This window comes from Alteromonas sp. 4NS20-0143, from assembly GCF_057542855.1.
This window is the reverse complement of record NZ_BAAJLR010000002.1, coordinates 349,070-374,538: the sequence shown is the minus strand read 5'-3', so window position 1 is coordinate 374,538 and position 25,469 is coordinate 349,070. Positions and strand designations below refer to the sequence as shown.

The window sequence follows — 25,469 nt, the reverse complement described above, 5'->3', positions numbered from 1 at the left end:
GTGTTTTTCTGAATATGACAAAGATAGATTTCGTCATACCTTGGGTAGATGGTCAAGATAAAGAGCATATCGCCAAGCGAAATCGATACAAGCCTTCAATTGCGCTTAGAGAGGAGGATAAAGAGCAGTCCACGAGCGATAACAGGTTCTTTCAATTTGATGAGTTAAAGTTTGCGTTGAGGTCGATAAAGCGATATGCACCTTGGTACAATAAAATTTTTATTATTACTGACAAACAGTTCCCCTCATTCCTCAATAAGAAAAATTTGGCAAGCGATCGCATTTGTGTAATCGACCACGTAGCTTTATTTCGAAAAAAACCGAGTGTGTTACCAACCTTTAATACTCGTGCAATCTCATCCGTCCTGCATCATATTAGTGAGCTTAGTGAATTTTTTGTCTACGGGAATGATGATTTTATTTTAGGCTCAGAGGTAACACCGGATTATTTTTTTCAGGAAAACTTACCTGTCATTTACGGTGATTGGTATAGTCATGAAAAGGGGAATGCATGCTCTTTATATCAACAGGGCATGATAAATGCGGCTAGCGTAATTGGTTATAATGGAAAGTACATTAATCTGAGTCATGGATTTCAAGCAATGCGCAAATCTTTGAATGCCAGAGCTGAGTCTTTATTCCCTAGAGAATTTGATAACAATATTGCGCACAAGTTTAGACATCGGAGCCAGTTTTTAACGGAGTCGTTAATGAATCATTATTGCGTAAAATATCTCAATCAGACTGTTTTGCCGACCACAACAATGGTTCACTTTAGTTTTGAGATGTGTCGTATTGCGAGCAAAGAAAAAATTGAATTTTTATTCTCATTATTCAGCAAGGCAGAGAGAAAGATGATGTGCATAAATGAATATCACTCTTTACATCGCCGGTTACCTGAAATTGAAGATATGTTAAATGAACTCTGCGGTTCTGCTTTAGAAAGTGAAAGGCAATAAGGAAATAAATTGGTGATATTACACGTAATGACACTGGAAAAGTTTACTCCTCTATTTATCCATTTTGTTAAAGATAATTTTGATGCTGGGAAGCACAAGTTCACTTTTATAACGAGTCCGCGTTATGAGTTTGGTTTAACAGAAGATGATAATGCAGAATTCCTATATAAAGACGATGATTTTGAAGTGTTAACCGATTACATGGAAAGCGCTGAAAAAATAATACTGCATAGCTTAAAAAGAGATAAGGTGCATTCAATTTTGAGAAACAACCCACACTTGTTGAAAAAGTGTATTTGGGTAATGTGGGGCGGGGATTTTTATTATCCAACGACATATAATGACGATCATCTTCATATAATTGAAAACGTTCCATACTTGGTGAACGTACTTGACGAAGAAATCGATATGGTGAGGAATGTCTATAACGCTAAAGGAAAGCATATTCGAAGCTTCTTTTATAATACGACAATTTTTCATGAGTGTTCCATGGACAATGATATTGAGGGGACTGAAATATTATTAGGTCACTCAGCTGTTGTTGAAAATCGGCATATAGAATACATGGAGAAACTGGCTCAATTTATCGATGAAGACATAAGAATAAAATGCCCACTTGTTTATCCCAAAAGTAACGCGGAGTACAGAGATAAAGTTATTCAGCGAGGTCGCGAACTCTTTGGTGACAAATTTATCTATTTAATTGATTTTATCCCGTTAGACGAATATCTAGATTGGATAGACACTATAAATATAGCTGTATTCCCATCCTCTAGACAGCACGGTATGGGAAACTTAGTGAACCTACTTGGTAGCCGGAAAAAGGTATTTCTCGATACTCGAGTCTCAACATGGTCGTTTTTTAAGCGCATGGGAGTCACTCTTTACCCTCTTGACGAAGTCAACATTTCTTCTTTATCAAATAGAGTTGCTGCCGATAATAATAGAATAATTAAAAATTACTTTTCAGAAAATCGGTTAAGACAAGATCTTAAGTCAATTTTTGATTTAGAGGTTGGTGAGAATTTGGAGCTGGAGATTTAGGTGAAAGAAAAAACTTTAGACAAAGATAAAGTACTATCAGCCAATAGAGTGGTACATGCTTTTCTTGCCGACTCTGGGGAATACGAAAAAAGCCCTCATTTTCGCCAGGAAAATCAAGAGAAGGTCTCATCTATACTAAAGCGTTTAACAAAGCGGCTTAATAAAAAAGTAAATCTACTTGATTTGGGCTGTGGAACTGGATTTATACCTTCGCTTAGTCATTCACTGTTTGAGCATATTGTCGGTGTGGATATTACCGAAGAAATGATGAAAAAGGTGGACTTGTCTCCAGGCAATATTTCACTTTATAACTGCGTTGCAGAAAATACACCATTTGATGACGGTAGTTTCGATATGGTAACTGCATACTCTTTCCTTGATCATCTCATTGACTATACCGCTGTGTTAAAAGAAGCACATAGAGTGCTGAGCAATGGTGGTATTTTCTATGCTGATTTGAATCCTAACAGGGCTTTTATTTCAGAAATGGAAGAACTTTTGGTTTCTGATGGTATTGAGAGTTTGTCGCCTTTGTTGAAACGAGAGATAAACGGTGCGCTTAATAATGGTGATTACTATGAAGACAAGTATGGTCTCGATTCAAATACACTCCAAGATGCTGAGCCGGGAAAAACACTAGGTAAAGGGTTTGATGCCAATGAGGTGGCAGATATAGCATCACACATTGGTTTTTCAAAAGTGGAGATCGAGTTTGAATGGTTTGTTGACCAGGGACATTGGGTCAATCAGGAAAAGAATGGCAATTCTGAAATAGTAGAAAGGTACCTTCAGTCTTTGCTTCCTTCAACATCAAGATATTACAAGTATCTTCGATTCATCTTTGTGAAATAAGGTCTAATTTGTCTGACGCAAATAAAAAGCTTAACGAGTTTGAAGAGCAGGGGATAATAGTTGTAGAGAATGCCCTACCTAGCGCTCAAATCGAAACGTTGCGGCGAGAACTTGTTGTGGCTATTTCTGAGGATTCTAGCCAGAACGAAGATGTGTTTGATCGCGGTATGGTCCATAACTGCATGGTTAGGGGCCAAGAGATGCAAAAAGTTATTTCTCAACCTGTGCTGAACGACTACGTAGACAACTTATTCACTCCCCACGCAATTATATACGCCTATCAGTCCTCTAGTTTAAATGCAGAATCTGGAAATTATGGCTCTAGGGTTCATGTTGATTGCCCTCGGTTTATCGATAATTATATGACCAATTTAGGTGTGATAATCGCGTTAGATGATTTTACAGCTGAAAATGGAGGCACTTATTATCTACCTGCATCACATAAAACGCCATCGACTCCTTCAGACGAGTATTTTTATGAAAATTGTCGGCAATTAGAATGTAAAAAAGGAAGCTTGATTTTTTTCAACGGCAGGCTGTTTCATGCAGCGGGTAGGAATAATACAAGCGAACCGCGCCATGCCCTCACGATCAATTATTGTCGTCCGTTTATGCGTCAGAGATTCGACTTTCCGAGGTTGATCCCAAAGTCTCAGTTAGATGCTATGGATGAAGTCACGAAACAGCGAGTTGGATTTAATGTCAGAATGCCTACAAGTCTAAGCGAGTTTTATTTACCTTCCGATCGAAGACTTTATAAACCAGGGCAAGAGTAATGAGCACTCAGCCTCTTTTGTTGTTCGGCGCTGGAACTGTCGCAAAATTGTTGATTGAATTTATAGCTGAAGACAGCCGTTATTCGGTTGCCGCAATTGTTGTCGACGATGAATATATCGACAACAAAAATAACAAGCTTGCTAACAAACCCATCGTAGGCTTCACCGAGGCGCAAAAGCTCTTTGATAAACGTCGCTACAAAGTCATTAATACGATTGGCTATGCAGAGATGAGAAAGCGTCAGGCAACTTTCGAAAAATTGAGCCTGGCAGGGTTCAATTTTGAGAGCTTCGTTTCTAAAAACGCATTAATTTCAAAAAGTGCGACTATTGGCGACGGTTGTATAGTGTTTCCTAATGTCACCATTGAGCCTGGGTGCTCAATCGGCAGTAATAACCTGTTGTGGAGCAGCGTCACGGTGTGTCACGACACTAATATTGGCGACCATAACTTTATTGCTGCGGGGTCGGTAGTAGGCGGTGGTGTAACAATAGGCAATCTGTGCTTCTTCGGTTTTAACAGTGTCGTTTTGCAACATGTTCGCGTTGCGTCGGAGACTCTTCTTGGTGCGAACTCACTATTAATCGAAAATTCCTTATCAGGCTTTACTTACACAGGAAGCCCAGCTCAACAAGCTCGCAATCACACACGCTCTGGAATCTGTATAAAATGAGGTTTGCAGTTAGCCAGTCAAACTACATTCCTTGGATAGGATATTTCGATCTTATCAGTCAAGTGGATGTCTTTGTTATTTACGATACAGTGCAATACACAAAAAATGACTGGCGAAATAGAAACCGCATACTGTCGCAAGCTGGTCCCATTTGGCTTACAGTACCTGTAAATCATCAAAGCTCTACTCAATTGATTAACGAAACCTTAATCGCTAATCAAAAATGGCAAAGAAAGCACTGGATGTCGATTGAACAGAGTTACAAGAAATCCCCATTTTTTGAGGTGTATCGATCAGGTATCAAAGTTTTCTACGAACAAGAATGGACACTGTTAAGTGAATTGAATAGATACTTGATCCTACATTTTGTTCAACTATTGGGAATCGACACCAAGATAATTTGTTCTTCTGAATTAGCACATTGTGGGGATAAAAACTCACGTCTCATTTCATTTGCCAAGCAATTAGACAGTAATTCATATATCAGTGGTCCGGCTGCTAAGAGCTATATAGATTTAGAGAAATTTAAACAATCAAACATCGATATCAACTGGATAGATTATAGTGGTTATGAACCATACCAGCAGTGTTTTGACGGGTTTGTATCCAATCTAAGTGTATTGGATTTGTTATTCAATATAGGGCCTGACGCAATGAATTACCTAAAGAGAAGCACGTTATGAAAATTCCTTTTAATTGGCCATACATGACGGGGAAAGAGCTTTATAATATCGCTGAAAGTCACTTTAACGGCAGATTGGCTGGTGATGGTCCGTTCACGCAGAAATGTCACTCCTGGTTAAAAGATAACGTTGAAGCAGTAGATGCTCTTTTGACAAACTCTTGTACAGCCGCACTTGAAATGTCCGCTTTGTTAATAAATATACAGCCAGGCGACGAAGTGATAATGCCCTCGTACACATTTGTGTCTACAGCGAATGCCTTTGTTCTAAGAGGTGCAGTCCCTGTTTTTGTTGATATTAGAAAAGACACTCTCAATATTGATGAAACACTCATTGAGCAAGCTATTACATCGAAAACTAAGGCTATCGTTCCTGTTCACTATGCTGGTGTATCCTGTGAGATGGACGCTATTTTAGCGATAGCGGAAAAGCATGGTTTATTTGTGATTGAAGATGCTGCTCAAGGAATAATGGCGTCATATCATGGCAAAGCTCTAGGAAGTATGGGGCACCTCGGCGCTTTTAGTTTTCATGAAACTAAAAATATTATTTCTGGTGAAGGCGGTGCCATTTTGGTGAACGATGAGTCATTTAAACTCAGGGCCGAGGTGATTCGTGAAAAAGGCACTAACAGAAGTCAATTTTTTCGAGGCGAAGTTGATAAATATACTTGGCAAGATATAGGCTCATCATACCTACCAGGTGAGTTGGTTGCTGCTTTTTTATGGGCTCAATTGGAAAGTGCAAAAGAAATTACTGAGCAACGAATTACCAGTTGGGAAATTTACAATAAAATGCTTGAGCCTTTAGAAAAGAATGAGATTCTACGACGACCAATTGTCCCTAAGCATTGTGGCCACAATGCTCATTTATATTACGTTTTGTTGCCAGAAAAAATAAATCGGCAGCAAGTTTTACAACACTTGAAAAGCGAGGGGATTGGCGCAGTATTCCATTACATCCCACTTCACTCTTCACCAGCAGGTAAAAAATACGCAAGACAAAATGGAGATCTAAGTGTCACCGAATCACTGTCTGAGCGGATTATTCGCTTACCCCTGTGGGCCGGTATTACCGAAGAACAACAAAACGAAGTTTGCACAGTTTTGCACCGGGGTATAGCCCAAGCTACGCCGCCAAATTAGCATAGCTGAACTTATGGTGTTGAGTGCAGAGGGCTGTCTAGTTGCGTAATAGCGCAAAACTCTGTCGCTCATTTATATCCATCGTTAGATAATCAAGGCGCCAGTTACTTTCAATGCAAAAGTCATATACGGCTTCAATCACGCCATATCGGCTTCTCTTGCTCCAGTTTCCTTGAGAAAAGTCGTGACCTGCCAAGATACCGCCAGGCTTCAGTTTTTTACTATACAGCTGTAATTCTGATTTTGTAGTACTGTAGCTATGCGTGGTATCAATATAAACAAAATCTAAGCTGCCATCTTCAAATTGCTGACAAGCATCTATAGAGGACGTACGGTATATCTTTACATCGCAGCAGGGCTCATTTTTGAAATGCTCAGACACAGCTTGATACATTTTTTCGCTATATCTATCGCTGTCCCATAAATCTACAAGTGCTAAAAAAGAGGGCTGTAAATACGTAATGATTTGTCTTGAAAAGTCCCCGCTTGCTACACCTAATTCAACGCATTTCATGTTTTTGGGAAGTTTTTTGAGAAGCTCCACTCTATTCGTGAGCAGTTTTGTTCCCTCTAAATGACGCTGTTCTAACTGCTTAGTAGTGCCTAGAACTCGCTCCTGAGTGTCACCAAAGTGTCTATGGTAGTTTTCCGTTGAAATATCTATGTTTGGCAAACATTCCAAAGTAGTAAAATTGTGTACGTTGTTTTTCTCAAGCAGACTTTTTATTTCATTATCAAAACTACTAGCGATGACAATTAAGTCGAAAGTGTAATTAGTTAGCATTGATGGAGAAATCAGCGGTTTTCCCAGAAAATGTTGGTTATTTTGAACCACGCCAGAGTCTATAAAACCAATGACATCGTAGTGTAAAGCTAACGCTGGTAATGCCCGCATGCTCTTGCTTCCACAACCAAAAATAAATATCTTTTCCTGTGCATTACTTTCTTGGGAGTTCATTGCGAACAAATCCTATTATTTGATTGATACTATCTTGTATCGGAATATTTAACGATTTCCTTAGCAGAACGTTGTTTACGCTCTCTGGAAAAGGTACATCGAGTGCTTTTAGTAAGCTTGATGTATTACTGACGACCTTACCGGCTATAAAGTATTTATCACTTACCATGGTCTGCCCACGTAATTTCACATAATCGGCTTTATCATATTGAAAATAAACAATTGGTTTATTGGCCAGTAAAAAATCGTAAGCAATAGACGAGTAGTCGGTTACCAGAGCTGATGCTTCTGCAAGCCAAGGATAGATGTTTTTGCCGCTGGGATACATGTAAATATGAGGGTGGCTAGGGAGCTGTTGCAATGAATTACTGTCCTCAAGCCCCATAGCCTCTCCAAATAGGCGTGAAATAAAAGGGTGAAACTTGAGCACGAATGCACGTTTATTTTCCCTACACCAAGTATCGATGGCGTTCAAATCGATGGGGTATTCATTGTTGCCCCAGTCGCGGTATGTGGGGGCATAAACTATGATGCTGCCCGAGTTATCCTCTATCTGCTTCAGCGATTCATAGGGCTCTGCATTTATCCAATCACGCTCATTAGGGCTTTGAACGAAAGCATCATTTCTTGGGTAGCCTAATGCTAGATAATTTTTAGCTCGAAAGATCTTAGGGAAAATTTCATTGTTGAACCAAGTCGAGCTAGAAACAAATGCCTCATCGCATATATCTGGATAATGCTTATTCCCGCTTAACGCTTTGTAGGGCAGACCATGCCATAGCTGAATCACAGGAATATGTTTTCGCAGAAGTGAAAACGTATCTCCTGTGTATTCATGGTCAACGATAATTCGTTTTGCGCAACAGAGTTTCCACAAGACTGATAAAGACAGATGGTCAAATTGTGTGTTGTCGCTTTCCAATTCAGCGATATGTTGTTTTAAACCCAAACCAAGCAAAAAGGCTTCTTTTTTATAGCGTCTTTTATGTTCTCGATACGCTAAAAGAACATTCGTATCAAAAAAACCTTCTGCGTAGTATGCGTAGTTACGTTTGGGAGCAACCAAGCGCAACGCTTTAAACAGCAGTAAGCATGTATTAAATACCACCTGGCGCCACCGAAAATTTAACGGCAGTGAATAGCGAGAAAACGATATATCAACGTTAGCGTTTTCAGAGAAGGCTGTTGATGATGTTATGGGTGGAGGCGAGTCGCCAGTGGTATGGCACAGCCACAGAACTCCTTGAGCAAAATGGCGTTGTAAAAGCCCAGCGGCGACGCTGTCGGTATAAGTTGCCTTATGTAGTATTACTTTCGCATGTTGCTCAAGGCGGGATGCCTGGCTGACTATATCGTCCCCTTGTTTAAGGTTATCAACGAAGCCTCTTATATTGTAGCCGGCATTTTGCAGAGCTTTTGCTAATTTTCTACCAGCGGGGTTAGCTGGTGCAATATAAAGAGGTGTGCTTTTATCTATATCGTTTTGCATCGCCTTCCCGCTATGCTGTGGGTTTTTAAAACCGTCAACCTGTTAGGCTGTAGAGCCAGCATCAACCGTCATTATGGTGCCTGTCATAGACTTTGCTTGTTCGCTCATTAAATACAACACTGCGGAGGCGGCATCGGCAGGAGACGCTAATCTTCCTAAGGGACTGCGGCGCTTTACACTCTCTAACTTTTCGCCCTGCAAAGACGATGTCATTTCAGTCTGCATATACCCGGGTGCAACGCAATTTACCGTAATACCCGCTTTACCCACCTCTCTTGAGAGAGACCGTGTAAAGCCCTCAATAGCCGCTTTGCTGGCGGCGTATACGCTGAGTCCACTAAACCCTGTACTGGCAATAATTGACGATATATTAATAATGCGTCCGGTACGGTTTAACATCATGCTGCGTGAAAGGTACTTACTCAACAAAATAGGCGCCTGAACATTAATATTAAGTAGTGAGTTAATTTCACTGTTGTGCATGGTAGCCAAGACGCCGTCATGGCCAACAGCAGCATTGTTTATCAGGGCATAAGGCCGTCCAAACTCTTCAATGATTGTTTTGCAGAGAGTGTGTATATCATCAAGATTGGCAAGGTCATACGGGACATGAGCAATTGAAAGTGGGTGACCATCGCATAGGTTTGCTAGCTCATTACTTAGGCTACGTGAAATAGCAACAACGAAATAGTTTTCTTGAAGTAATTGATTGCAGATGGCGAGGCCAAGCCCTCGACTTGCGCCAGTGACAATCACGGTTTTCTTTTGGCTTTTTACGATCGAATTCAACAGCACTATTCCTTGGGGTACTGGTTAGCTTGTCGTTCTCACTAACTTGCCATTGTCGGACAAGGCTAGTGTATCGACGACGTTAATTTTTGTGGGCATGTCTTTTCTGTCTAAATGCGTTTTACAGTAAAGCATTATCGACAGTTTTATTTTTTTATGGTCAGCATTCGCTGGCGCTTTACTTAACACTATATCGGCAACGACAACACTACCTAAAATCTTATTTTCTTTGCCATATACTCTGGCCTGTGCAACTAAAGGTGAGTTTAATAAAACGCTTTCTACCGTTTCCGGAAAGACTTTGTGTCCGCCAACATTGATAGTGCCATTCAGCCGTCCTTTAAAAAAGACTCGTTCGCCCTCTACAAATACCACATCTTGTGTATTGATGTACCCTTCATCGTCACACTCAATTGCAGCAGCATTATTAAGCCGTGCTGCGTCAAACCAAGGTTTAATCCACAAAATGTTCTGCTTTATGCGAAGGTAATTCCGGTTTACGCCATTATCTACCCATGATTTCGGAAAGCCTGCTTTTTTATCGCTGACCGCAAAACCCACTCCAGCTTCAGTTGATGCATAAATGTGAAAAATTTTTGCTGATGGAAAACATGAAGACAAGGTGCTTAGTAAATGCTGGTCAGCAGTTTCGCCGCCAAGAGTGATATGGGTCAGGCTGAGAGAGTCTATGTTATTCGTCATCAGTAGTTGTCGCCACCATGAGGGCGTCGCTGATATCGCACTGGCTTTGGTTTTCTTTAGCAACGCCACTTTTTCGTCGGGTGAGCCAGAGGCGCAATCAACTAAACTGTTGCCGCTCAGCAGGCTCTGAAGAATCACTTGAATGCCCGCAAACTTACTAGGTTTGTATGTAAGTGCCCAGCAACTTTGCTTTGAATGTCCACGCAACCTAAGAGAAGCGCATATGCTTTTTGTGGTGTGCGCAATTTGCTTCGGTTTGCCTGTCGTACCAGACGTAAAAAGAAACCACGTGGAATTGACTGCGCTCTTTTCGCCCAGTGTTGAGGGGAGAGGGTAAATAAACCTGTCAGATAAAATTGAAAATTTATCAACCGAACCTTCTAAGGCAAGCAGTCCAATTACAAATTCTGTAAGTGAAGAAAAGGGTAATTCCCTGTCTTTTGTCGCAGCATCATTTTGATGTGAATTATTGACCAAAGCGTCAGCTAATTTCGCAGCTACGGCTTTGATTTCCTCTCGTAAAACGTTGGTTTTTGACACAATAGAGGAAAATGAAACTGTATCCCCATTAGGCAGAGTGATGGCGGCTCCATCAAATGTGTCGAGTTGCTGAAGTAATGTAGTCACGAGAGGTTATCTGCTCAACTTAATGCATTCTTGTATACAGTAACGAATTCGCCAAGCGTTCTGGGGTACACCGCTAACTCCATTTCACTAAAGGGATCCGTTCCTAGTTCTTCTTCAAGTTTTGCAACCAGCATAGCAAAGCCCAGCGAATCTAGGCCACTTTGTAATAAAACGGTATCGTCGGAAATATTTTCGATTAACGTGCAGTCAGCTATCACTGCAACTTGCTCCATGCAATCTAAGATGGTTTTTTTAAGGTCAGACATGTTCACATTTTTCTCGTAATTTACTGTGCAGGTACGGTTTATACTTCAAATTCAATGTTACGCGCAGCTGCGCAAATTTGCTTTGGTAAACGATTAAATACAATGGCCTTGTTGTGTTGCCACTGTTCTCTTTTGTATTTAAAGCGCTTTACGCAATGCTCTTCTTCATCACGGACAAACGATGGGCCATCCTCTAGCGGCATATATTGAAAAAGTGTGTGGAGCTTGATGACGCTCTTGTTGAACGATAAAACTTCTGCGTAAAGCGCATTTGCAGACTTAATTTCCAAAGCAAATTGTAAAGCAGCAATTTCCAACAAAAGCCCTGATCCCGGCCAAGCGTTGTCTTCGCCAATATAACACCCCCATTCGAAAGTATCAGGCATTGAAGGGTACTGAGAAAAATTGAGTACTCCAATAGGTCTATCATTCTGATAGAAAACAAAAAAGAGGCGGCTGTCATCATTTGTTAGTGTCTCAAACCATTGACTGTGCTGTGCCCAAGTTATTGTATCTTGATGGTGCATGTTTTGGCGTATATGTGGTTTATTGCGCCACTTAAGCACGGTTTCTAACTCATTGTGAGACAATAGGGAAAAGCGACTTTTAGGTGAATGTGATGCCATCGTTAAACCAAGTCCCATGACATTGGCGTTCCTTTAGTGACAGCTTTGGTTACTGGTCTTCCTAAAAGCGTTGGTAAATGTTTTACCGCCAAACCCAGTCCGGGGCGAATAGCGCGTAAGCTTGATGCAGTTAATAGCTCACCTTCTGCCAAGTCTTCACATATATAAAGTGATCGGCGATGAGTGCGAGAGGCTAATTCAGATGATGTACAGCCATAGTTCACGCTTCCAACGGCAATAGCTGCGCGCCCAGTCTCATCCACTAGAGACTTAAATTCATCGGGCTCAAGTGAGAAAGCAGCATCTACACCCCCAGCATTTCTATCAATAACAAAATGTTTTTCTATAACTGTTGCACCAAGTGCAGTTGCAGCCACGGCTACGCCAATTCCTTTTGTGTGATCTGATAACCCTACATGGCAATTAAACATCTGTTTCATATGGTGAATAGTTGCAAGGTTTGCATTAACTGGATCGGCAGGATACTGGCTAGTGCATTTTAGTAATACGTAATCTGTGCAGCCGTTTTGTTCGAGTGTGTCCACAGCTTCGGCTATCTCAACCAGGCTCGCCATTCCAGTAGAGACTATTACGGGTTTGCCCGTTTGAGCTACTTTAGCAAGCAGTGTGTGATCAGTATTTTCAAATGAAGCAACCTTATAACAAGGAACATCGAGAGTTTCTAGAAAGTCCACAGCTGTCCCGTCAAAAGGCGTACTAAAAGCCACCATACCGTGTTCTTTGGCCCTACTGAAAATAGCGCTGTGCCACTCCCAAGGGGTATATGCTTTTTGGTAAAGCTGATACAAAGAGCTGCCGTTCCACAGGCTGTTTTCATCATCGATATAAAACTCACCCTCAGACACGTCGATAGTCATTGTGTCTGCTGTATACGTCTGTAATTTTAGCGCATGCACACCTGCTTCAGCTGCAGCGTCTACCATTTTTAGCGCTAGCTCTAAGTCTTGATTATGGTTTCCGGAAAGTTCGGCAATAATGAAAGGAGGAAACCCATCGCCTACATTGAAACGATCAATTTTAATGTTCTTCAATGGTAAAACCTCTTTCGTCGTTCTTTGTGTTTATCAAATAAATAATTTCTTTGCTGACTGATGCTGCTCCGCCATCTAGCGGAACAATTTGGTTAAGACGCTTTTGGGTTGCTGTCTCAGATCCACTTTTTACGAAGTGGTTTCGCAACGCTGCAGCGATAACTTCACGGTTAACTGACGTTACATGACCAAGATATTCACATGCGTAGCGTGAAGCCAGGCACTGTGTGGCCTCTCTTTGGTTATCCGCGATAGTAATGATAAGCCCGGGCAAATCGCAGATACACCGTTCCCAGTGCATACTGCCTCCAGCGCCAATCATTACACTTGCTTTACACATTAATTCGGCCATGTTTTGGCTATCAACATGAAGCGTTACGTTATCAAGGAGTTGCACCTGCTCGATGATAATTTGCTTATGAGTGTTCCCTGCGCCTATCACCACATCGGCGGTAAGCGGTAACTCTTTAACTTCTTTCAACGCCTCAAGAGCCATAGACGTTGTGTTAGTGGGGTCGCTACCACCAAAGCAAATGAGTATGTGATTAGGGGTTCTCGGTACCATCTTCTTTTGTACGTGGTAGAACTCCTCCCTCAACAGCGCATACTTTGGGCCAATCAGCTGAACACAATTCTGTGTGACTAATGTGTTGTAACGATGTTCGGCATTGTTCGTTAGGTTTGCGTCAATAAGGAGGTGACAATTGTGCTGTCGATTAGCAAGGTCGTCAATCACCACTACAAGTGCACCGCTGTTTACCAGGGGGGTCTCAAAGCTCGCATCAAGCTGATAGTGGTCGACAATCCAAATATCTGCCTTAATGTGACTGACATCGTGATGTATGTCATCAACGTGAATAACGCTAAAGCCAGCGGATTTAAAAGCATCGTTTAACATGTCCGCACCGCGCGAGATTACAATATCGACTTTCAATAGAATATTGTCAGCTTTCAATGCTTGTTGTAGTGCTTTGGCTAAAGTGACACAGCGTACAGCATGTCCTGAGCCAATGTCAGGGGACGCATCTACTCGAACGGCTAAACGCAAACTAGCATTCTCCCATTTCTTGAAGAACTTTAAACATAACCTCTGCGCGTTTCCAGTCGTGTATTGTATCGATATCTTGAACTAGATGACTGGGGAGCTTAATCATTCTAGAGTGTTTAGAAAAAACACGCGCTGATGGAGTAAGCCAAGTGCTACTCAAAGCGGTATACAGCTGGCCAGCATCGTGAAAGGTTTCGGCTAAATCCTGTGAACGTTTGCCGATATCTGCTCTAGAGAAAGGGCTTACCTCTCCGCGTTCCCCTTCTAAAAGCGCTCTTTGAATAGGAAATGAAAATTGATTTGCAGTGAACACAAACTCAGCTTTTTCTTTCAGTAGCTTTTCAATGGACTTATCAATGATCTCAGATGACAGAAAAGGAGCTGTAGCGTAAATACAGACACAGGCTTCAATTGTAAGTCCTTGCTCTACCAATGTAGATAGCGCTTGGCGCACAACTGGCGTTGTTCCTGTCGAATCGTCTGAAAGTGATGCATCGCGTAAAAAAGGGACTTCAGCGCCATGTGCTCTAGCAACGTCAGCAATTTCATGGTCATCAGTAGAAACAAAAACGCGGTCGATAGCATGACTATTTTTGGCTGCCTCTATAGAGTAAGCGATGATGGGTTTTCCGCAAAATGACTTAATGTTTTTTCGAGGTATACGTTTGCTCCCGCCCCGTGCGGGAATGATAGCTATATTCATATCATTCTTGGCTAGTAAAGTAAGTGAATAGCCTGCGTATTAACTTACAACTACCCGTTACCTTTTCAAAGAATTGACCAGAGTTATTAACGTATCGGCAATAAAATTTATTTGTGAAGTCGTTAAGTTTGGAAAGATGGGAAGTGTTATTGCCTCGCGGTAATACCGCTCTGAATTAGGGTAGTCACCAAGCTTGTGACCGAGATCAGCATAATAAGGTTGAGTATGAATGGGAATATAATGCAAATGAGCAAATATACCTTCTTCCCTCATTGTTTCGACGAGCTCGCGTTGCTGATGTTGAGTTAAGTTTGCAATGCGCACCACATATAAATGGAAACTACTGTAGCAACCATCGCTTATTGCAAGTGGAGTAATGAAGTCGCTTTCAAAGAATCGTTTATTGTAGTGTTCGGCTATTTTATTCCGCTTAACGATAAAGTCGTCGAGTTTTTCAACTTGGCTGCAGCCAAGTGCGGCTTCAATATCATTCATTCTGTAGTTAAAGCCAAGCTCGACCTGCTCATAGTACCAAGGCCCGTGCGCTGGGTTACGCATAGCAGACGCTGCGTTTGTGACACCATGACTCCTAAAGAGACGCATTTTGTCGGCGAGAGACTCCTGATTGGTCATTGCCATTCCGCCTTCCATTGTCGTTATGATTTTCACAGGGTGAAAACTAAAAACACAAATGTCGGAGTAATTGCAGCTACCAATGGCGCTTTCGAAATATTTCGCGCCTACAGCATGAGATGCATCCTCAATAACCTTAAACTTGTATTGCTCTGCAAGTTTAGCAATTTGTTTCATGTCACAGGGTTGCCCAGCAAAGTGTACCGGGATAACCACTTTTGGAAGGCAATTGTGTTCGGCTGCATAGGCTAATTTAATGGCTAACGCGTCAACACACATGTTTCCTGTATCAATGTTGATATCAACAAAATCAACGGAGGCGTTGCAGTAAAGTGCACAGTTTGCAGAGGCCACAAACGAATTCGGCGATGTCCAAACAATATCGCCAGTGCCTACTTCTAGCGCAAGACATGCAATGTGAAGTGCTGAGGTAGCACTGTTAACTGCAATACCAAATTTCGCACCAACGTGGCAGGACAATGCACTTTCAAACGCAGGTACGCGAGGCCCTTGCGTAAGCCAATCTGATTTCAGCGTTTCTACCACTGCGTCAATATCGGTATCGTCAATGTGCTGACGACCATAAGGTATCACTTCTTCGCTTCCTCATTGAATGAACAAATCTCATCTACGGAAAGAAAGTGCGGATTCGTATCTGAAACATACTCGAATCCTTCGTCCACTGGCTTGCCTTTTTCATCTAGCGCATTGCTGGTGAAATCATTGCTGCGATGAAAGAATTTTATAGCAGGAGCAATAACAAAATGATCATCAAACTCATAGGTGTGAAAGGCCATATCACCAGGACACATCATTTCGTGTAATTTTTCACCGGGACGAATACCCACTATTTTAATTGGTATATCTGGTGCCATTGCTTTGGCTAAGTCTGTGATCCTGATCGATGGAATTTTGGGAACGAAAATTTCCCCCCCCAGCATACGTTCGAAATTTTTTAATACAAAATCGACACCTTGCTGGAGAGTAATCCAAAACCGAGTCATGTCTTGGTGTGTGACAGGAATGTGGTCTGTATTTTCTTGTATCAGGTTATTAAAAAAGGGAACCACTGAACCTCGAGAATTGACAACATTACCGTATCGAACAACTGAGAAACGGGGTTTTCTTGCGCCCACCATATTATTTGCTGCTACAAATAGCTTGTCGGAGGCAAGTTTGGTAGCACCGTAAAGATTAACAGGGTTAGCGGCCTTGTCGGTGGAAAGGGCGATAACTTTGCTTACGCCATTATCAATGGCCGCATTTATTACGTTTTCAGCACCGTCTATGTTGGTGCGAATGCATTCAGTGGGATTATACTCAGCGGCTGGAACCTGTTTCATGGCGGCCGCGTGAATAACATAATCAACGCCCTGCATAGCACGAGTTAAACGGTCTTTATCGCGAACATCACCAATAAAATAGCGCATGCAGTTAGCATTAAACTTTTGCTGCATTTCGAACTGTTTTAGTTCGTCACGAGAATAAATAATTAAACGCTTTGGTTTGTATTTAGCTAACAGAATCTCTGTATATTTGTGGCCAAAAGACCCCGTCCCACCAGTTATCAGTATTGATTTCCCATCGAACATATATCTGCCGCTGTTTTTTATGATTATGAAATAAATATATCATGTGTCGGCGGTAATGCCATAAACCATTAGTTTTTATGTGAAATTCACACGAATTTTTATACTTTAGCTAGCTCGCCTGTTTGTAAATAAACCGTATAAAGTAGAGCAGATCCTATTTTTAATTTCGCTCATGATTTTCAGTTCTCATTACGAAGGGTTTGTTGAGTATAAAACTACATATGCTGCACTGAATTTTAATACCAATTGGTAATGCTGATAAGACGTGGTTGGTTAGATGTTGAGCAATATTGTGCTATAATCAAACTAAGATTTTCCTGATAGGCAGAATTATGCAAATAGATAACAGCGGCCCATCTTCGCTAATTGGGCAGATTCAAGAAAGGCAAACTAACCTTTTCGAGAAGCTCGCCTCTGGCAAAAAGGTGAATAATGCGCTGGATGATGCGTCTGCACAGCAAATCATCGACCGGTTAACCTCCGAAGTTGAAGGTAACCGCCAAGCCGTCAATAATGTGTATGACGGTATCTCAGTTGCGCAGGTAGCAGAGGGCGGTTTAGGTAGCATTAATTCCGACGTCGACAGAATTCGCGAACTCACGATTCAGTCAGGCAATGGTATTTTAAGTTCAGGTGATCGCCGTTCTATCCAGTCTGAAATCACTCAGCTTCAAGAAAATATATCGCAAACCATCGAGCAGACAAATTTCGCTGGTAAGCCTCTGTTATCCGACAACGGTTCGTTGAATTTTCAGGCTGGTGCAGGTTCTGAACAATCTATCAGTGTGCAAACGCAAGACATTGCTGCGCAACTAGGCGATGTGCTTAATATCGATATCACGTCGGGCACGAGTGTAAATGATGCATTATCAGCGGCCGATTCGGCTCTAGAAATAATTGGTGGCGCTAGAGGCGACCTTGGTGCAACACAAAATCGATTTGAGAGTGCAGCGAGAACGCTCACACAAGCAAATGTAAATACGGCTGATGCCCGCAGCAGAATTCAAGATCTTGATTTTGCTCAGGCGGCCTCGCAGCGTGCATCGAACGATGTTCAATCACAAGCAGCACTTTCCGTGCAGGCACAGGCTAATCAGCAGCAAGGCCAGGTATTGGCACTGCTTAATTAATCGATGCTGCATTTTAAGTAACGCCAACAGCGTTATTTTCTACAAATTAACCAAAAGAAGCAGGGTAACCTGCTTTTTTTATTGCTATATTTCCGAAAACATCGGTTGCAGAGTTAACTTTTACCGTTACAATTTGCTTATGCGCTACACTATAAATAATAACAAAGCGTCATTGGGGAATAGATGAAGGACATATTGCTGATTAGTGATAATCAGGAACTCATTCAAAATTTAGAAACGATCGTAACCTTCATGGGAGAGTCGTGTTTGTCGCGAGGGCTCAGTGACTGCGATACGTACCTATCTTCTTCCGGCGCTGACGCTGTACTTATTGAACACTCATCAGCAGCCATTGTTAATAAACTAGTCACGAAATATCCCCATATTCCTTTTGTAGCCCTTGTACAAAACGAAGGCGAAGCGAACGTAAACTGTAACTTGGTAAGCGTTATCAGTACGCCTCTTACTTACCCGGTATTGACTCAAGCTATCCACCGTTGCCAAGAGTACTCGCGTCGAAAACCTAATTTGTCGAAATCTTCAGGCACGAAAACGCGGCTATTTAGAAGCTTGGTGGGTAAGAGCGATCAAATTCAAATTGTAAGGCGTTTGGTGGAGCAGGTGGCTCCTACTGATGCTACAGTACTCATACTCGGTGAATCTGGTACCGGTAAAGAAGTGGTTGCACGAAATGTCCATTTCTTTTCTGAGCGTAAAGATGGCCCCTTTATTCCGGTAAACTGCGGTGCTATTCCAGGTGAGCTTTTAGAAAGTGAACTTTTTGGACATGAAAAAGGCGCTTTCACCGGTGCGATTAGCGCCAGAAAAGGTCGTTTTGAATTAGCCGAAGGTGGCACCTTGTTTCTTGATGAAATAGGAGATATGCCATTACAAATGCAGGTAAAACTACTTCGTGTGCTGCAGGAGAAAACATTTGAGCGCGTTGGCGGTACTAAGCCGCTTAAATGTAATGTTCGCATTGTTGCCGCTACGCACCGTGATTTAGAGACGATGATAAGCCAAGATAAATTTCGTGAAGATCTATATTATCGTCTCAATGTTTTTCCCATCGATAGCCCGGCCCTTCGTCAACGAAAAGACGATATCCCGCTTTTACTGCAAGAGATCAACAGTCGAATACAAGGCGACGGAGTTGATGGGGTTCGCTTTACTGAAAGAGCCATTGCATCGCTTATGGAACATGAATGGGCAGGTAATGTGCGAGAGCTCTCTAACTTAGTAGAGCGGCTCACCATTTTATATCCTGGTCACATTGTGGATATAAGCGATCTCCCCGAGAAATATCAATACGGTGACACTGCCGCCTACGAGCCAGATTACCCTGAAGAGATACTCGAACGCGAAGCGTTCAATAGCCTGTTCGCTGAATCAGCAGCGCAAGAACGCATTGAAGAGCAAGTGCTCGAGCTAGGAGAATCTGCTGAGACTGCACAGGACAAATTCATTTCCTCTACACTGCCGGAAGAGGGTGTTAACCTCAAAGAATACCTATCGGAACTTGAAGTAAACCTTATTCGCCAAGCCTTAGAGAGCCAAGAGTGGGTAGTCGCTCGCGCCGCGGATAAGTTAGGAATGCGCAGAACCACACTCGTGGAGAAAATGCGTAAATACGATATTCAGCGCACTGAGGATGCCTAACGTCAGGTATTTGACGTATTTTTTTTGGCGCATAATAAGTGCTAACCTTTTGAATAGAAAAGAAAAATAAAACTGGCACGCCTTCTGCTTTAGTTAAGCCATATTTCGTTAACGTCTGCAATTTGACGAGGGTTATATGGCTTACGACAGCTCACAAACAATTTCCGAATACGCTGCTTCTAGTTTTGTTTTTCATGGCTCGAAAAGCAACGATAACCTAGCTGACTTTTCAACAAATCAAACGCCTTCTTCTGAAGAAGTGGCCTCGCTGAGACTTCAAGCAAGTCGCCTAGAGCATCTGCTACAAGTTATGCCCGCTGGCGTTATCGTCCTCGACGGCAAAGGCATAGTGCGCCAAGCCAACGACCAAGCAAAAGCATTACTCGGCGAACCCCTTGAAGAAGAAATTTGGCGACGTATCATCACACGCTCTTTTAAGCCAAGAGCCGATGATGGGCATGAAGTATCACTGGTAGATGGACGCAGAGTTAAGCTGTCAATAACGCCTCTGGAAAATGAACCAGGCCAACTTATTGTCATCACTGATTTAACTGAAACCAGAGAGCTTCAAGCGCGAGTTAGTCACATGCAGCGTCTATCTTCCTTAGGAAAGATGGTTGCGTCATTAGCGCATCAAATAAGAACCCCACTATCAGCGGCGGTACTGTATGCATCTAACCTTACACGTAAAAATTTGCCTGAAAATGCCTCACAACAGTTTGCCTACAAGCTTACCGATCGCCTCAAAGAACTAGAGAACCAAGTGAACGACATGTTGCTGTTTGCAAAATCAGGAGAGCAACAAGTGGTTAGCCAGATTACCTTATCCGAGCTGTTTGAATCTATAGAGTCAAACGCTCACGCCATGACGTCACAAGAGCAGCAAACCCTTTTATTCAAAGGGTTCGATAGCGCGGCGTCGATCACTGGTAATTTAACGGCGCTTCAAGGTGCCTTACTCAACCTCATACACAATGCAAGTCAGGTAACACCTAAAGGTTTTGAGATAGTCGTAGAAGCGAAACTCGATAATGGTTCTTTGGCGATTGAGGTAACAGATAGTGGCACGGGCGTACCAAACGCCATCAAATCGAAAATATTCGAACCCTTTTTCACCACTAAAACTCATGGCACTGGTCTTGGATTAGCGGTTGTTAAGTCGGTTATTAATGCACATGACGGCGTGTTAAATGTCGGTGATGCAGAAAATGGTGGCGCATGTTTCAGTGTTAGCTTGCCGTGTAACACCGACAATATGCTGACTAACGTCGCGTAAACTCATAGGAGAATACCAATGTCTAAAACTACTATTTTGATTGTTGAAGATGACGCAGGTTTGCGCGAAGCACTCTTTGATACCTTGCTGCTTGGTGACTATGACGTTATCGATGCAGATTGCGCAGAGTCAGCTCTTATGATCCTGTCGGCCAGAAAGATAGATTTGGTGGTGAGCGATATTCAAATGGGCGAAATGAGTGGGCTTACGCTGTTAAAGAGCATTAAAGCTAAATACCCAAGCATGCCGGTACTGCTGATGACAGCCTATGCGACCATTGATGATGCAGTGCAAGCCATGCGAGACGGTGCAACTGATTACTTATCAAAGCCATTTGCGCCAGAGGTATTGTTAAACCTAGTCGGGCGATATGCTCCTGCGCAAAAAATAGAGTCGCGAACGCCAATCGTTGCCGACCCATCGAGCATTAAGCTACTTGAGCTTTCTCGCAAAGTGGCAAAATCAGAAGCAACCGTAATGGTGTTAGGACCAAGTGGCTCGGGTAAAGAAGTTATTTCTCGTTACATACACGACCAGTCTAATCGCAGTGAATCGCCATTTGTGGCCATTAATTGCGCTGCCATTCCAGAAAACATGCTAGAGGCCACCTTATTTGGCTATGAAAAAGGTGCGTTTACTGGCGCGGTTCAAGCATGTCCTGGTAAGTTTGAGCAAGCGCAAGATGGTACCTTGCTACTCGATGAAATTACAGAGATGGACCTAGCGCTTCAAGCTAAGCTGCTACGGGTTTTGCAAGAGCGCGAAGTGGAAAGATTGGGTGCACGAAAAACAGTTAAACTAAACGTGAGAGTTATTGCAACGAGTAACCGAGACTTACGTAAGGCTGTTGATAATGGCGAATTCAGAGAAGATTTATACTACCGATTAAATGTTTTTCCCATTGAATGGCGTCCGCTATCTGAGCGTCCCGGTGATATTGTACCGTTGGCTGAACATCTTATTACCCGCCACGCAAGCCAGCAAGGGCTGGGCAACATTAGGTTAAGTGCGGCAGGGCGCAGTAAACTATCTCAATATCAGTGGCCAGGAAATGTTCGTGAGCTTGAGAACGTTGTGCAGCGAGCGCTTATCTTATGTGAAGACGGTGAGATAGATTCTAGCGATTTAATGATAGATGAAAGCGTATCCCTTGCTGCGGATACGGCTATTACGCCAGAGGCGAACGAAGATAGTCATCTGGGTTCAGAGCTTCGGTATCAAGAGCACCAAATTATTCTGGATACGTTAGCGTCGTGTAATGGCAAACGAAAAGACGTAGCGGAGAAACTGGGGATCAGTCCTCGTACCCTCCGCTATAAATTGGCTCGCATGCGCGATGATGGTATCGAAGTGCCTGCCTAGTATTGCGTTAGTTTTTTATAAAAGCATTTTCACACAAGAATTTTATACAAGAGACTTCATACAAGATATTTCATACAAGAGATGCCGTCGCCATTAATCATATTGTTGGTGGCGGTTTTTTGTTGTCGGTAATTAATACGCTTTTCCCCTTCACGTCATTATTTTGGCTCTCTGGCTTTTCCATTCTCAACTTGTTGATTTTTAATGGATTAAAAACTTGGCAAGCCCTTTGCAAAACCTTCCTTATATAATAAAAATGTGACCGATAGCCGTCACAATTCATCGATACTTAGGAGTGGTTATGGACGTTAAAGCCAACAGCTTGTACCAAGAAATGCAAAGTATGATTGGGCAGACTCGTCTTCCAGTTAACGAGCTACAACCCTCAAATGGGCTTCAACCTACTAACGAGATAAACACCTCTGCGAGTGATTTTTCCTCTATGCTCAAGCACGCTGTCGATGGTGTAAATAACATTCAGCACGAATCGAAGTCCATGCAACAGCGCTTTGAAATGGGCGATGCCAACCTTAGCCTTGCTGAAGTCATGCTGGCAAAAGAAAAGTCGGGTATTGCGTTTGAGGCAACGGTTCAGGTACGCAATAAAGTACTTGAAGCATACAAAACAATCATGAATATGCCGGTGTAGGTGGAGTAAGTTATGGCTGAGGCAACAGGCACAAATTTATCTGTCCCCGACCAAGGGAATGGAATGGATAGCGAGCCGGAAAATAAATCAGGCTTTATGGATACCCTAGGCAGCGCCGACATGATGCGTCAAATGGCATTGGTCGTTGTGTTAGTTATTTGTGTGGCTATCGCTATTTTTATTCTTATTTGGTCGCAAGAGGCAGATTATCGGCCACTAGCCAAAATGGAAACTCAAGAGTTAATTGAAACCCTTGATTACATGGACGCCAACCAAATTGATTATAAGCTTGAAGGCAATACGGTTTACGTGAGAACCGATGAGTTTCAAACCATCCGCCTAGGCATGACGCGACAAGGTCTAAATAACCCTACTGAGACAGGCACAGACATCATCATGCAAGACATGGGGTTTGGTGTGAGTCAGCGGGTTGAAATGGAGCGTCTTAAGCATGCTCGCGAGCAGCAGATTGCATCAACCATTCAGGATATGTCGAGTATTCAAAAAGTACGTGTTTTGCTGGCTATGCCTAAAGAAAATGTATTTGCGCGAAGAGAGAAAAAAGCGTCGGCTACGGTAGTACTAACCGCTAAGCGAGGCTCAGTAATTACCGGTGAGGAAGTTGACGCAGTAGTGGATATTGTTGCATCAGCAGTACAAAACCTCGACCCATCAAAAGTAACAGTCACCGACAGCAACGGACGTTTACTCAATTCAGGCTCGCAAGATTCATTGAGTGCACGGGCTCGAAAAGAATATGAAATTGAGCGCCAGCGTGAGCAGGAGTATTTAGAAAAAATTGATGCCATACTTATCCCAGTATTGGGCATCGGTAATTATACTGCCCAAGCAGACGTATCGATGGACTTTACTGCGATGGAACAAACTCAGCGTAGCTACAATCCAGATTTACCTGCAGTACGAAGTGAGATGATTGTAGAAGAAAATAGCGTTGGCGGCGGGGTAGGCGGTATTCCAGGTGCGCTCTCCAATCAGCCCCCGCTAGACTCTAACATTCCTGAAAATGCCACCGGTGCGGCAAGTCAACAAACTATTCCAGGGCGTACGGCAAAAGAATCAACGCGCAACTACGAACTTGATACCACAATCAGCCACACTAAAAAACAATCGGGCGTAATCCGTAGGTTAAGTGTTTCTGTGGCAGTAGATTATACCCAAGTGGCGGGCGAAGATGGCACAATGACACCGTCACCTCGCAAACAAGAAGAAATACTCAATATACGCCGACTGTTGCAAGGTGGCGTAGGCTTTGATGTCACGCGGGGAGACTCTCTTGAAGTGGTTAGCGTGCCATTCATGCGTATGGATACGGGAGAAGTCGAAGATATTCCATTTTGGAAAGACCCCGATCTTCTACCTATAATCAAGCTCATCATCGGTGGATTGGTTATAATAGTACTTATCATCTTTGTCATCCGTCCAATGTTGCGTCGCTTGATTAATCCAGACGAAACGAAAGAAGTTGACGATTTCGATGCTGATGAAGGCTTAGATTTAGGCGACGATACCATTAGCATGCTGTCGACAGATTTCGACGAGGGTCAAGTTGGCTTTGCAGCAGATGGGTCGCTTATGTTACCTGACTTGCACAAAGACGAAGATGTATTAAAAGCCGTGCGCGCCTTAGTTGCAAACGAACCAGAATTGTCAGCCCAAGTTGTGAAGGGCTGGTTGATGCAAGACGAGTAGTGAGAAAATATTATGGCTGAAGAACTTGCCAACGTTGAAGACCAGTCCTACGACGTCAGTAAATTAGAAGGCGTTGAAAAGGCAGCAATATTGCTTTTGAGCTTGTCTGAAGAAGATGCAGCGCAAATACTTAAGCACTTAGAGCCAAAGCAGGTACAAAAGCTCGGCAGTGAGATGGCGAAAGTCGATGATATGACACAAACCAAAATCACGGCGGTGCACAAGCATTTCATTGAAGAGATTCAAAACTACAGTACCATTGGGTTCCAGAGTCAAGACTTTGTTAAGCGAGCACTTACTGCCGCTCTTGGTGAAGACAAAGCCGCCAATCTTATTGATCAAATACTTATGGGAAGCGGTGCGAAAGGCCTCGATTCACTTAAGTGGATGGATTCTAAGCAGGTGGCCAGCATCATTCGAAACGAGCACCCGCAGATACAAACTATTGTATTGTCCTATTTAGAGCCGGAACAAAGTGCAGAGATTTTGGCCCAGTTCCCAGAGAAGGTGCGGTTAGACCTCCTTATGCGTATTGCTAATCTTGAAGAAGTACAGCCAGCAGCACTGCAAGAGCTCAACGAAATTATGGAGAAACAGTTCGCGGGTCAAGCTGGAACACAAGCCGCGAAAATGGGCGGCTTGAAATCTGCAGCCAATATTATGAACTACCTAGATACCTCTATTGAAGGGCAGTTGATGGATGCAATTCGCGAGCAAGACGAAGAAATGAGTCAGCAAATTCAAGATCTCATGTTTGTCTTCGACAACCTAATTGATGTTGATGACAAAGGCATTCAGGCTATTCTTCGAGAAGTGCAGCAAGACGCCCTACTCAAATCAATTAAAGGTGCGGATGAAGAGCTTAAAGACAAGATCATGCGCAACATGTCAAAACGTGCGGCCGAAATGCTTAACGATGACCTTGAGGCGCTTGGTCCAGTTCGTATCTCTGAAGTTGAAGTGGCGCAGAAAGAAATTCTTTCAGTGGCCCGTCGACTTTCTGACTCTGGCGAAATTATGCTTGGCGGCGGTGGCGGCGAAGAGTTCTTGTAATAGTGTCTTTAA

General features: G+C 42.8%; 25 protein-coding genes. 14 read left to right on the top strand and 11 right to left on the bottom strand.

What is annotated here, in order from left to right:
- Positions 1-14 precede the first annotated feature (14 nt).
- Genes AC27HD_RS05390 through rffA form a run of 7 tightly spaced genes read left to right on the top strand, consistent with a single transcriptional unit; the run spans position 15 to position 6,133 of the window.
- On the top strand, positions 15-959 hold the full coding sequence (locus AC27HD_RS05390; protein WP_487104301.1) for a stealth family protein: 945 nt from the start codon (positions 15-17) through the stop codon (positions 957-959).
- Between the two features lie 12 nt (positions 960-971).
- Positions 972-2,003 carry a TDP-N-acetylfucosamine:lipid II N-acetylfucosaminyltransferase family protein gene (locus tag AC27HD_RS05385; RefSeq protein WP_487104299.1) on the top strand — a complete coding sequence of 344 codons (1,032 nt, stop codon included), beginning with the start codon at positions 972-974 and terminating at the stop codon, positions 2,001-2,003.
- The gene (locus AC27HD_RS05380) at positions 2,004-2,855 is read left to right on the top strand and encodes a class I SAM-dependent methyltransferase (protein ID WP_487104297.1); all 852 of its coding nucleotides are present in this window, start codon (positions 2,004-2,006) and stop codon (positions 2,853-2,855) included. It abuts the gene before it with no gap.
- An 8-nt stretch (positions 2,856-2,863) separates the two neighbouring features.
- Complete coding sequence (locus AC27HD_RS05375) at positions 2,864-3,631, top strand: phytanoyl-CoA dioxygenase family protein (protein WP_487104296.1); 768 nt, start codon at positions 2,864-2,866, stop codon at positions 3,629-3,631.
- Entirely contained in the window at positions 3,631-4,305 is a 675-nt protein-coding gene (locus tag AC27HD_RS05370; protein ID WP_487104294.1) for an acetyltransferase, read from the top strand. The genes AC27HD_RS05375 and AC27HD_RS05370 overlap by 1 nt, the downstream gene beginning before the upstream one ends.
- Complete coding sequence (locus AC27HD_RS05365; RefSeq protein ID WP_487104292.1) at positions 4,302-4,988, top strand: WbqC family protein; 687 nt, start codon at positions 4,302-4,304, stop codon at positions 4,986-4,988. The genes AC27HD_RS05370 and AC27HD_RS05365 overlap by 4 nt, the downstream gene beginning before the upstream one ends.
- On the top strand, positions 4,985-6,133 hold the full coding sequence (gene rffA, locus AC27HD_RS05360) for a dTDP-4-amino-4,6-dideoxygalactose transaminase (protein WP_487104290.1): 1,149 nt from the start codon (positions 4,985-4,987) through the stop codon (positions 6,131-6,133). The genes AC27HD_RS05365 and rffA overlap by 4 nt, the downstream gene beginning before the upstream one ends.
- 37 nt (positions 6,134-6,170) lie before the next feature.
- On the opposite strand, the gene AC27HD_RS05355 is transcribed toward rffA, so the two are convergent.
- Genes AC27HD_RS05355 through pseB form a run of 11 tightly spaced genes read right to left on the bottom strand, consistent with a single transcriptional unit; the run spans position 6,171 to position 16,618 of the window.
- Positions 6,171-7,091 carry a class I SAM-dependent methyltransferase gene (locus AC27HD_RS05355; RefSeq protein ID WP_487104289.1) on the bottom strand — a complete coding sequence of 307 codons (921 nt, stop codon included), beginning with the start codon at positions 7,089-7,091 and terminating at the stop codon, positions 6,171-6,173.
- Positions 7,072-8,580, bottom strand: a complete 1,509-nt coding sequence (locus tag AC27HD_RS05350) for a CDP-glycerol glycerophosphotransferase family protein (protein WP_487104287.1) — start codon at positions 8,578-8,580, stop codon at positions 7,072-7,074. The genes AC27HD_RS05355 and AC27HD_RS05350 overlap by 20 nt, the downstream gene beginning before the upstream one ends.
- 42 nt (positions 8,581-8,622) lie before the next feature.
- On the bottom strand, positions 8,623-9,369 hold the full coding sequence (locus AC27HD_RS05345) for an SDR family NAD(P)-dependent oxidoreductase (RefSeq protein ID WP_487104286.1): 747 nt from the start codon (positions 9,367-9,369) through the stop codon (positions 8,623-8,625).
- Positions 9,370-9,393: 24 nt separating this feature from the next.
- Positions 9,394-10,698, bottom strand: coding sequence for an AMP-binding protein (locus AC27HD_RS05340; RefSeq protein WP_487104285.1), 1,305 nt, complete (start codon positions 10,696-10,698; stop codon positions 9,394-9,396).
- Positions 10,699-10,712: 14 nt separating this feature from the next.
- Positions 10,713-10,964, bottom strand: a complete 252-nt coding sequence (locus AC27HD_RS05335; protein ID WP_487104283.1) for an acyl carrier protein — start codon at positions 10,962-10,964, stop codon at positions 10,713-10,715.
- 38 nt (positions 10,965-11,002) lie between these two features.
- Positions 11,003-11,608: a UDP-4-amino-4,6-dideoxy-N-acetyl-beta-L-altrosamine N-acetyltransferase gene (pseH, locus tag AC27HD_RS05330; RefSeq protein ID WP_487104281.1), complete on the bottom strand. Its 606-nt coding sequence runs from the start codon at positions 11,606-11,608 to the stop codon at positions 11,003-11,005.
- Complete coding sequence (gene pseI / locus AC27HD_RS05325) at positions 11,593-12,642, bottom strand: pseudaminic acid synthase (RefSeq protein WP_487104279.1); 1,050 nt, start codon at positions 12,640-12,642, stop codon at positions 11,593-11,595. The genes pseH and pseI overlap by 16 nt, the downstream gene beginning before the upstream one ends.
- Complete coding sequence (pseG, locus tag AC27HD_RS05320; RefSeq protein WP_487104277.1) at positions 12,629-13,690, bottom strand: UDP-2,4-diacetamido-2,4,6-trideoxy-beta-L-altropyranose hydrolase; 1,062 nt, start codon at positions 13,688-13,690, stop codon at positions 12,629-12,631. Before pseG ends, pseI begins: the two co-directional genes overlap by 14 nt.
- Position 13,691: 1 nt before the next feature.
- Positions 13,692-14,393 (bottom strand): pseudaminic acid cytidylyltransferase, encoded by a 702-nt coding sequence (gene pseF / locus AC27HD_RS05315; protein ID WP_487104275.1) that lies wholly within the window; start codon positions 14,391-14,393, stop codon positions 13,692-13,694.
- 57 nt (positions 14,394-14,450) lie between these two features.
- Complete coding sequence (gene pseC, locus AC27HD_RS05310) at positions 14,451-15,620, bottom strand: UDP-4-amino-4,6-dideoxy-N-acetyl-beta-L-altrosamine transaminase (protein WP_487104273.1); 1,170 nt, start codon at positions 15,618-15,620, stop codon at positions 14,451-14,453.
- Complete coding sequence (gene pseB, locus AC27HD_RS05305; RefSeq protein WP_487104271.1) at positions 15,617-16,618, bottom strand: UDP-N-acetylglucosamine 4,6-dehydratase (inverting); 1,002 nt, start codon at positions 16,616-16,618, stop codon at positions 15,617-15,619. Before pseB ends, pseC begins: the two co-directional genes overlap by 4 nt.
- 332 nt (positions 16,619-16,950) lie before the next feature.
- On the opposite strand from pseB, the gene AC27HD_RS05300 reads away from it, so the two are divergent.
- The 7 genes from AC27HD_RS05300 (at position 16,951) to fliG (ending at position 25,457) form a co-directional block, all read left to right on the top strand.
- Positions 16,951-17,748 carry a flagellin gene (locus tag AC27HD_RS05300; protein ID WP_487104269.1) on the top strand — a complete coding sequence of 266 codons (798 nt, stop codon included), beginning with the start codon at positions 16,951-16,953 and terminating at the stop codon, positions 17,746-17,748.
- 183 nt (positions 17,749-17,931) lie between these two features.
- On the top strand, positions 17,932-19,407 hold the full coding sequence (locus AC27HD_RS05295; RefSeq protein WP_487104267.1) for a sigma-54 dependent transcriptional regulator: 1,476 nt from the start codon (positions 17,932-17,934) through the stop codon (positions 19,405-19,407).
- 136 nt (positions 19,408-19,543) lie between these two features.
- Positions 19,544-20,683: a sensor histidine kinase gene (locus AC27HD_RS05290; RefSeq protein WP_032094398.1), complete on the top strand. Its 1,140-nt coding sequence runs from the start codon at positions 19,544-19,546 to the stop codon at positions 20,681-20,683.
- 18 nt (positions 20,684-20,701) lie between these two features.
- Entirely contained in the window at positions 20,702-22,045 is a 1,344-nt protein-coding gene (locus AC27HD_RS05285; protein WP_487104265.1) for a sigma-54-dependent transcriptional regulator, read from the top strand.
- 301 nt (positions 22,046-22,346) lie between these two features.
- Entirely contained in the window at positions 22,347-22,694 is a 348-nt protein-coding gene (fliE, locus tag AC27HD_RS05280) for a flagellar hook-basal body complex protein FliE (RefSeq protein WP_032094400.1), read from the top strand.
- A gap of 12 nt (positions 22,695-22,706) precedes the next feature.
- Positions 22,707-24,404 (top strand): flagellar basal-body MS-ring/collar protein FliF, encoded by a 1,698-nt coding sequence (fliF, locus tag AC27HD_RS05275; RefSeq protein WP_032094401.1) that lies wholly within the window; start codon positions 22,707-22,709, stop codon positions 24,402-24,404.
- Positions 24,405-24,416: 12 nt separating this feature from the next.
- Complete coding sequence (fliG, locus tag AC27HD_RS05270; protein ID WP_032094402.1) at positions 24,417-25,457, top strand: flagellar motor switch protein FliG; 1,041 nt, start codon at positions 24,417-24,419, stop codon at positions 25,455-25,457.
- Positions 25,458-25,469 lie beyond the last annotated feature (12 nt).

What these genes read in the sequence shown, in the direction of transcription:
- AC27HD_RS05390 (WP_487104301.1), top strand. Translation starts at nt 15, where the DNA reads ATGACAAAGATAGATTTCGTCATACCTTGGGTAGATGGTCAAGATAAA.
- AC27HD_RS05370 (WP_487104294.1), top strand. Translation starts at nt 3,631, where the DNA reads ATGAGCACTCAGCCTCTTTTGTTGTTCGGCGCTGGAACTGTCGCAAAA.
- AC27HD_RS05365 (WP_487104292.1), top strand. Translation starts at nt 4,302, where the DNA reads ATGAGGTTTGCAGTTAGCCAGTCAAACTACATTCCTTGGATAGGATAT.
- rffA (WP_487104290.1), top strand. Translation starts at nt 4,985, where the DNA reads ATGAAAATTCCTTTTAATTGGCCATACATGACGGGGAAAGAGCTTTAT.
- AC27HD_RS05355 (WP_487104289.1), bottom strand. Translation starts at nt 7,091, where the DNA reads ATGAACTCCCAAGAAAGTAATGCACAGGAAAAGATATTTATTTTTGGT.
- AC27HD_RS05350 (WP_487104287.1), bottom strand. Translation starts at nt 8,580, where the DNA reads ATGCAAAACGATATAGATAAAAGCACACCTCTTTATATTGCACCAGCT.
- AC27HD_RS05335 (WP_487104283.1), bottom strand. Translation starts at nt 10,964, where the DNA reads ATGTCTGACCTTAAAAAAACCATCTTAGATTGCATGGAGCAAGTTGCA.
- pseH (WP_487104281.1), bottom strand. Translation starts at nt 11,608, where the DNA reads ATGGGACTTGGTTTAACGATGGCATCACATTCACCTAAAAGTCGCTTT.
- pseF (WP_487104275.1), bottom strand. Translation starts at nt 14,393, where the DNA reads ATGAATATAGCTATCATTCCCGCACGGGGCGGGAGCAAACGTATACCT.
- pseB (WP_487104271.1), bottom strand. Translation starts at nt 16,618, where the DNA reads ATGTTCGATGGGAAATCAATACTGATAACTGGTGGGACGGGGTCTTTT.
- AC27HD_RS05300 (WP_487104269.1), top strand. Translation starts at nt 16,951, where the DNA reads ATGCAAATAGATAACAGCGGCCCATCTTCGCTAATTGGGCAGATTCAA.
- AC27HD_RS05295 (WP_487104267.1), top strand. Translation starts at nt 17,932, where the DNA reads ATGAAGGACATATTGCTGATTAGTGATAATCAGGAACTCATTCAAAAT.
- AC27HD_RS05290 (WP_032094398.1), top strand. Translation starts at nt 19,544, where the DNA reads ATGGCTTACGACAGCTCACAAACAATTTCCGAATACGCTGCTTCTAGT.
- AC27HD_RS05285 (WP_487104265.1), top strand. Translation starts at nt 20,702, where the DNA reads ATGTCTAAAACTACTATTTTGATTGTTGAAGATGACGCAGGTTTGCGC.
- fliE (WP_032094400.1), top strand. Translation starts at nt 22,347, where the DNA reads ATGGACGTTAAAGCCAACAGCTTGTACCAAGAAATGCAAAGTATGATT.
- fliF (WP_032094401.1), top strand. Translation starts at nt 22,707, where the DNA reads ATGGCTGAGGCAACAGGCACAAATTTATCTGTCCCCGACCAAGGGAAT.
- fliG (WP_032094402.1), top strand. Translation starts at nt 24,417, where the DNA reads ATGGCTGAAGAACTTGCCAACGTTGAAGACCAGTCCTACGACGTCAGT.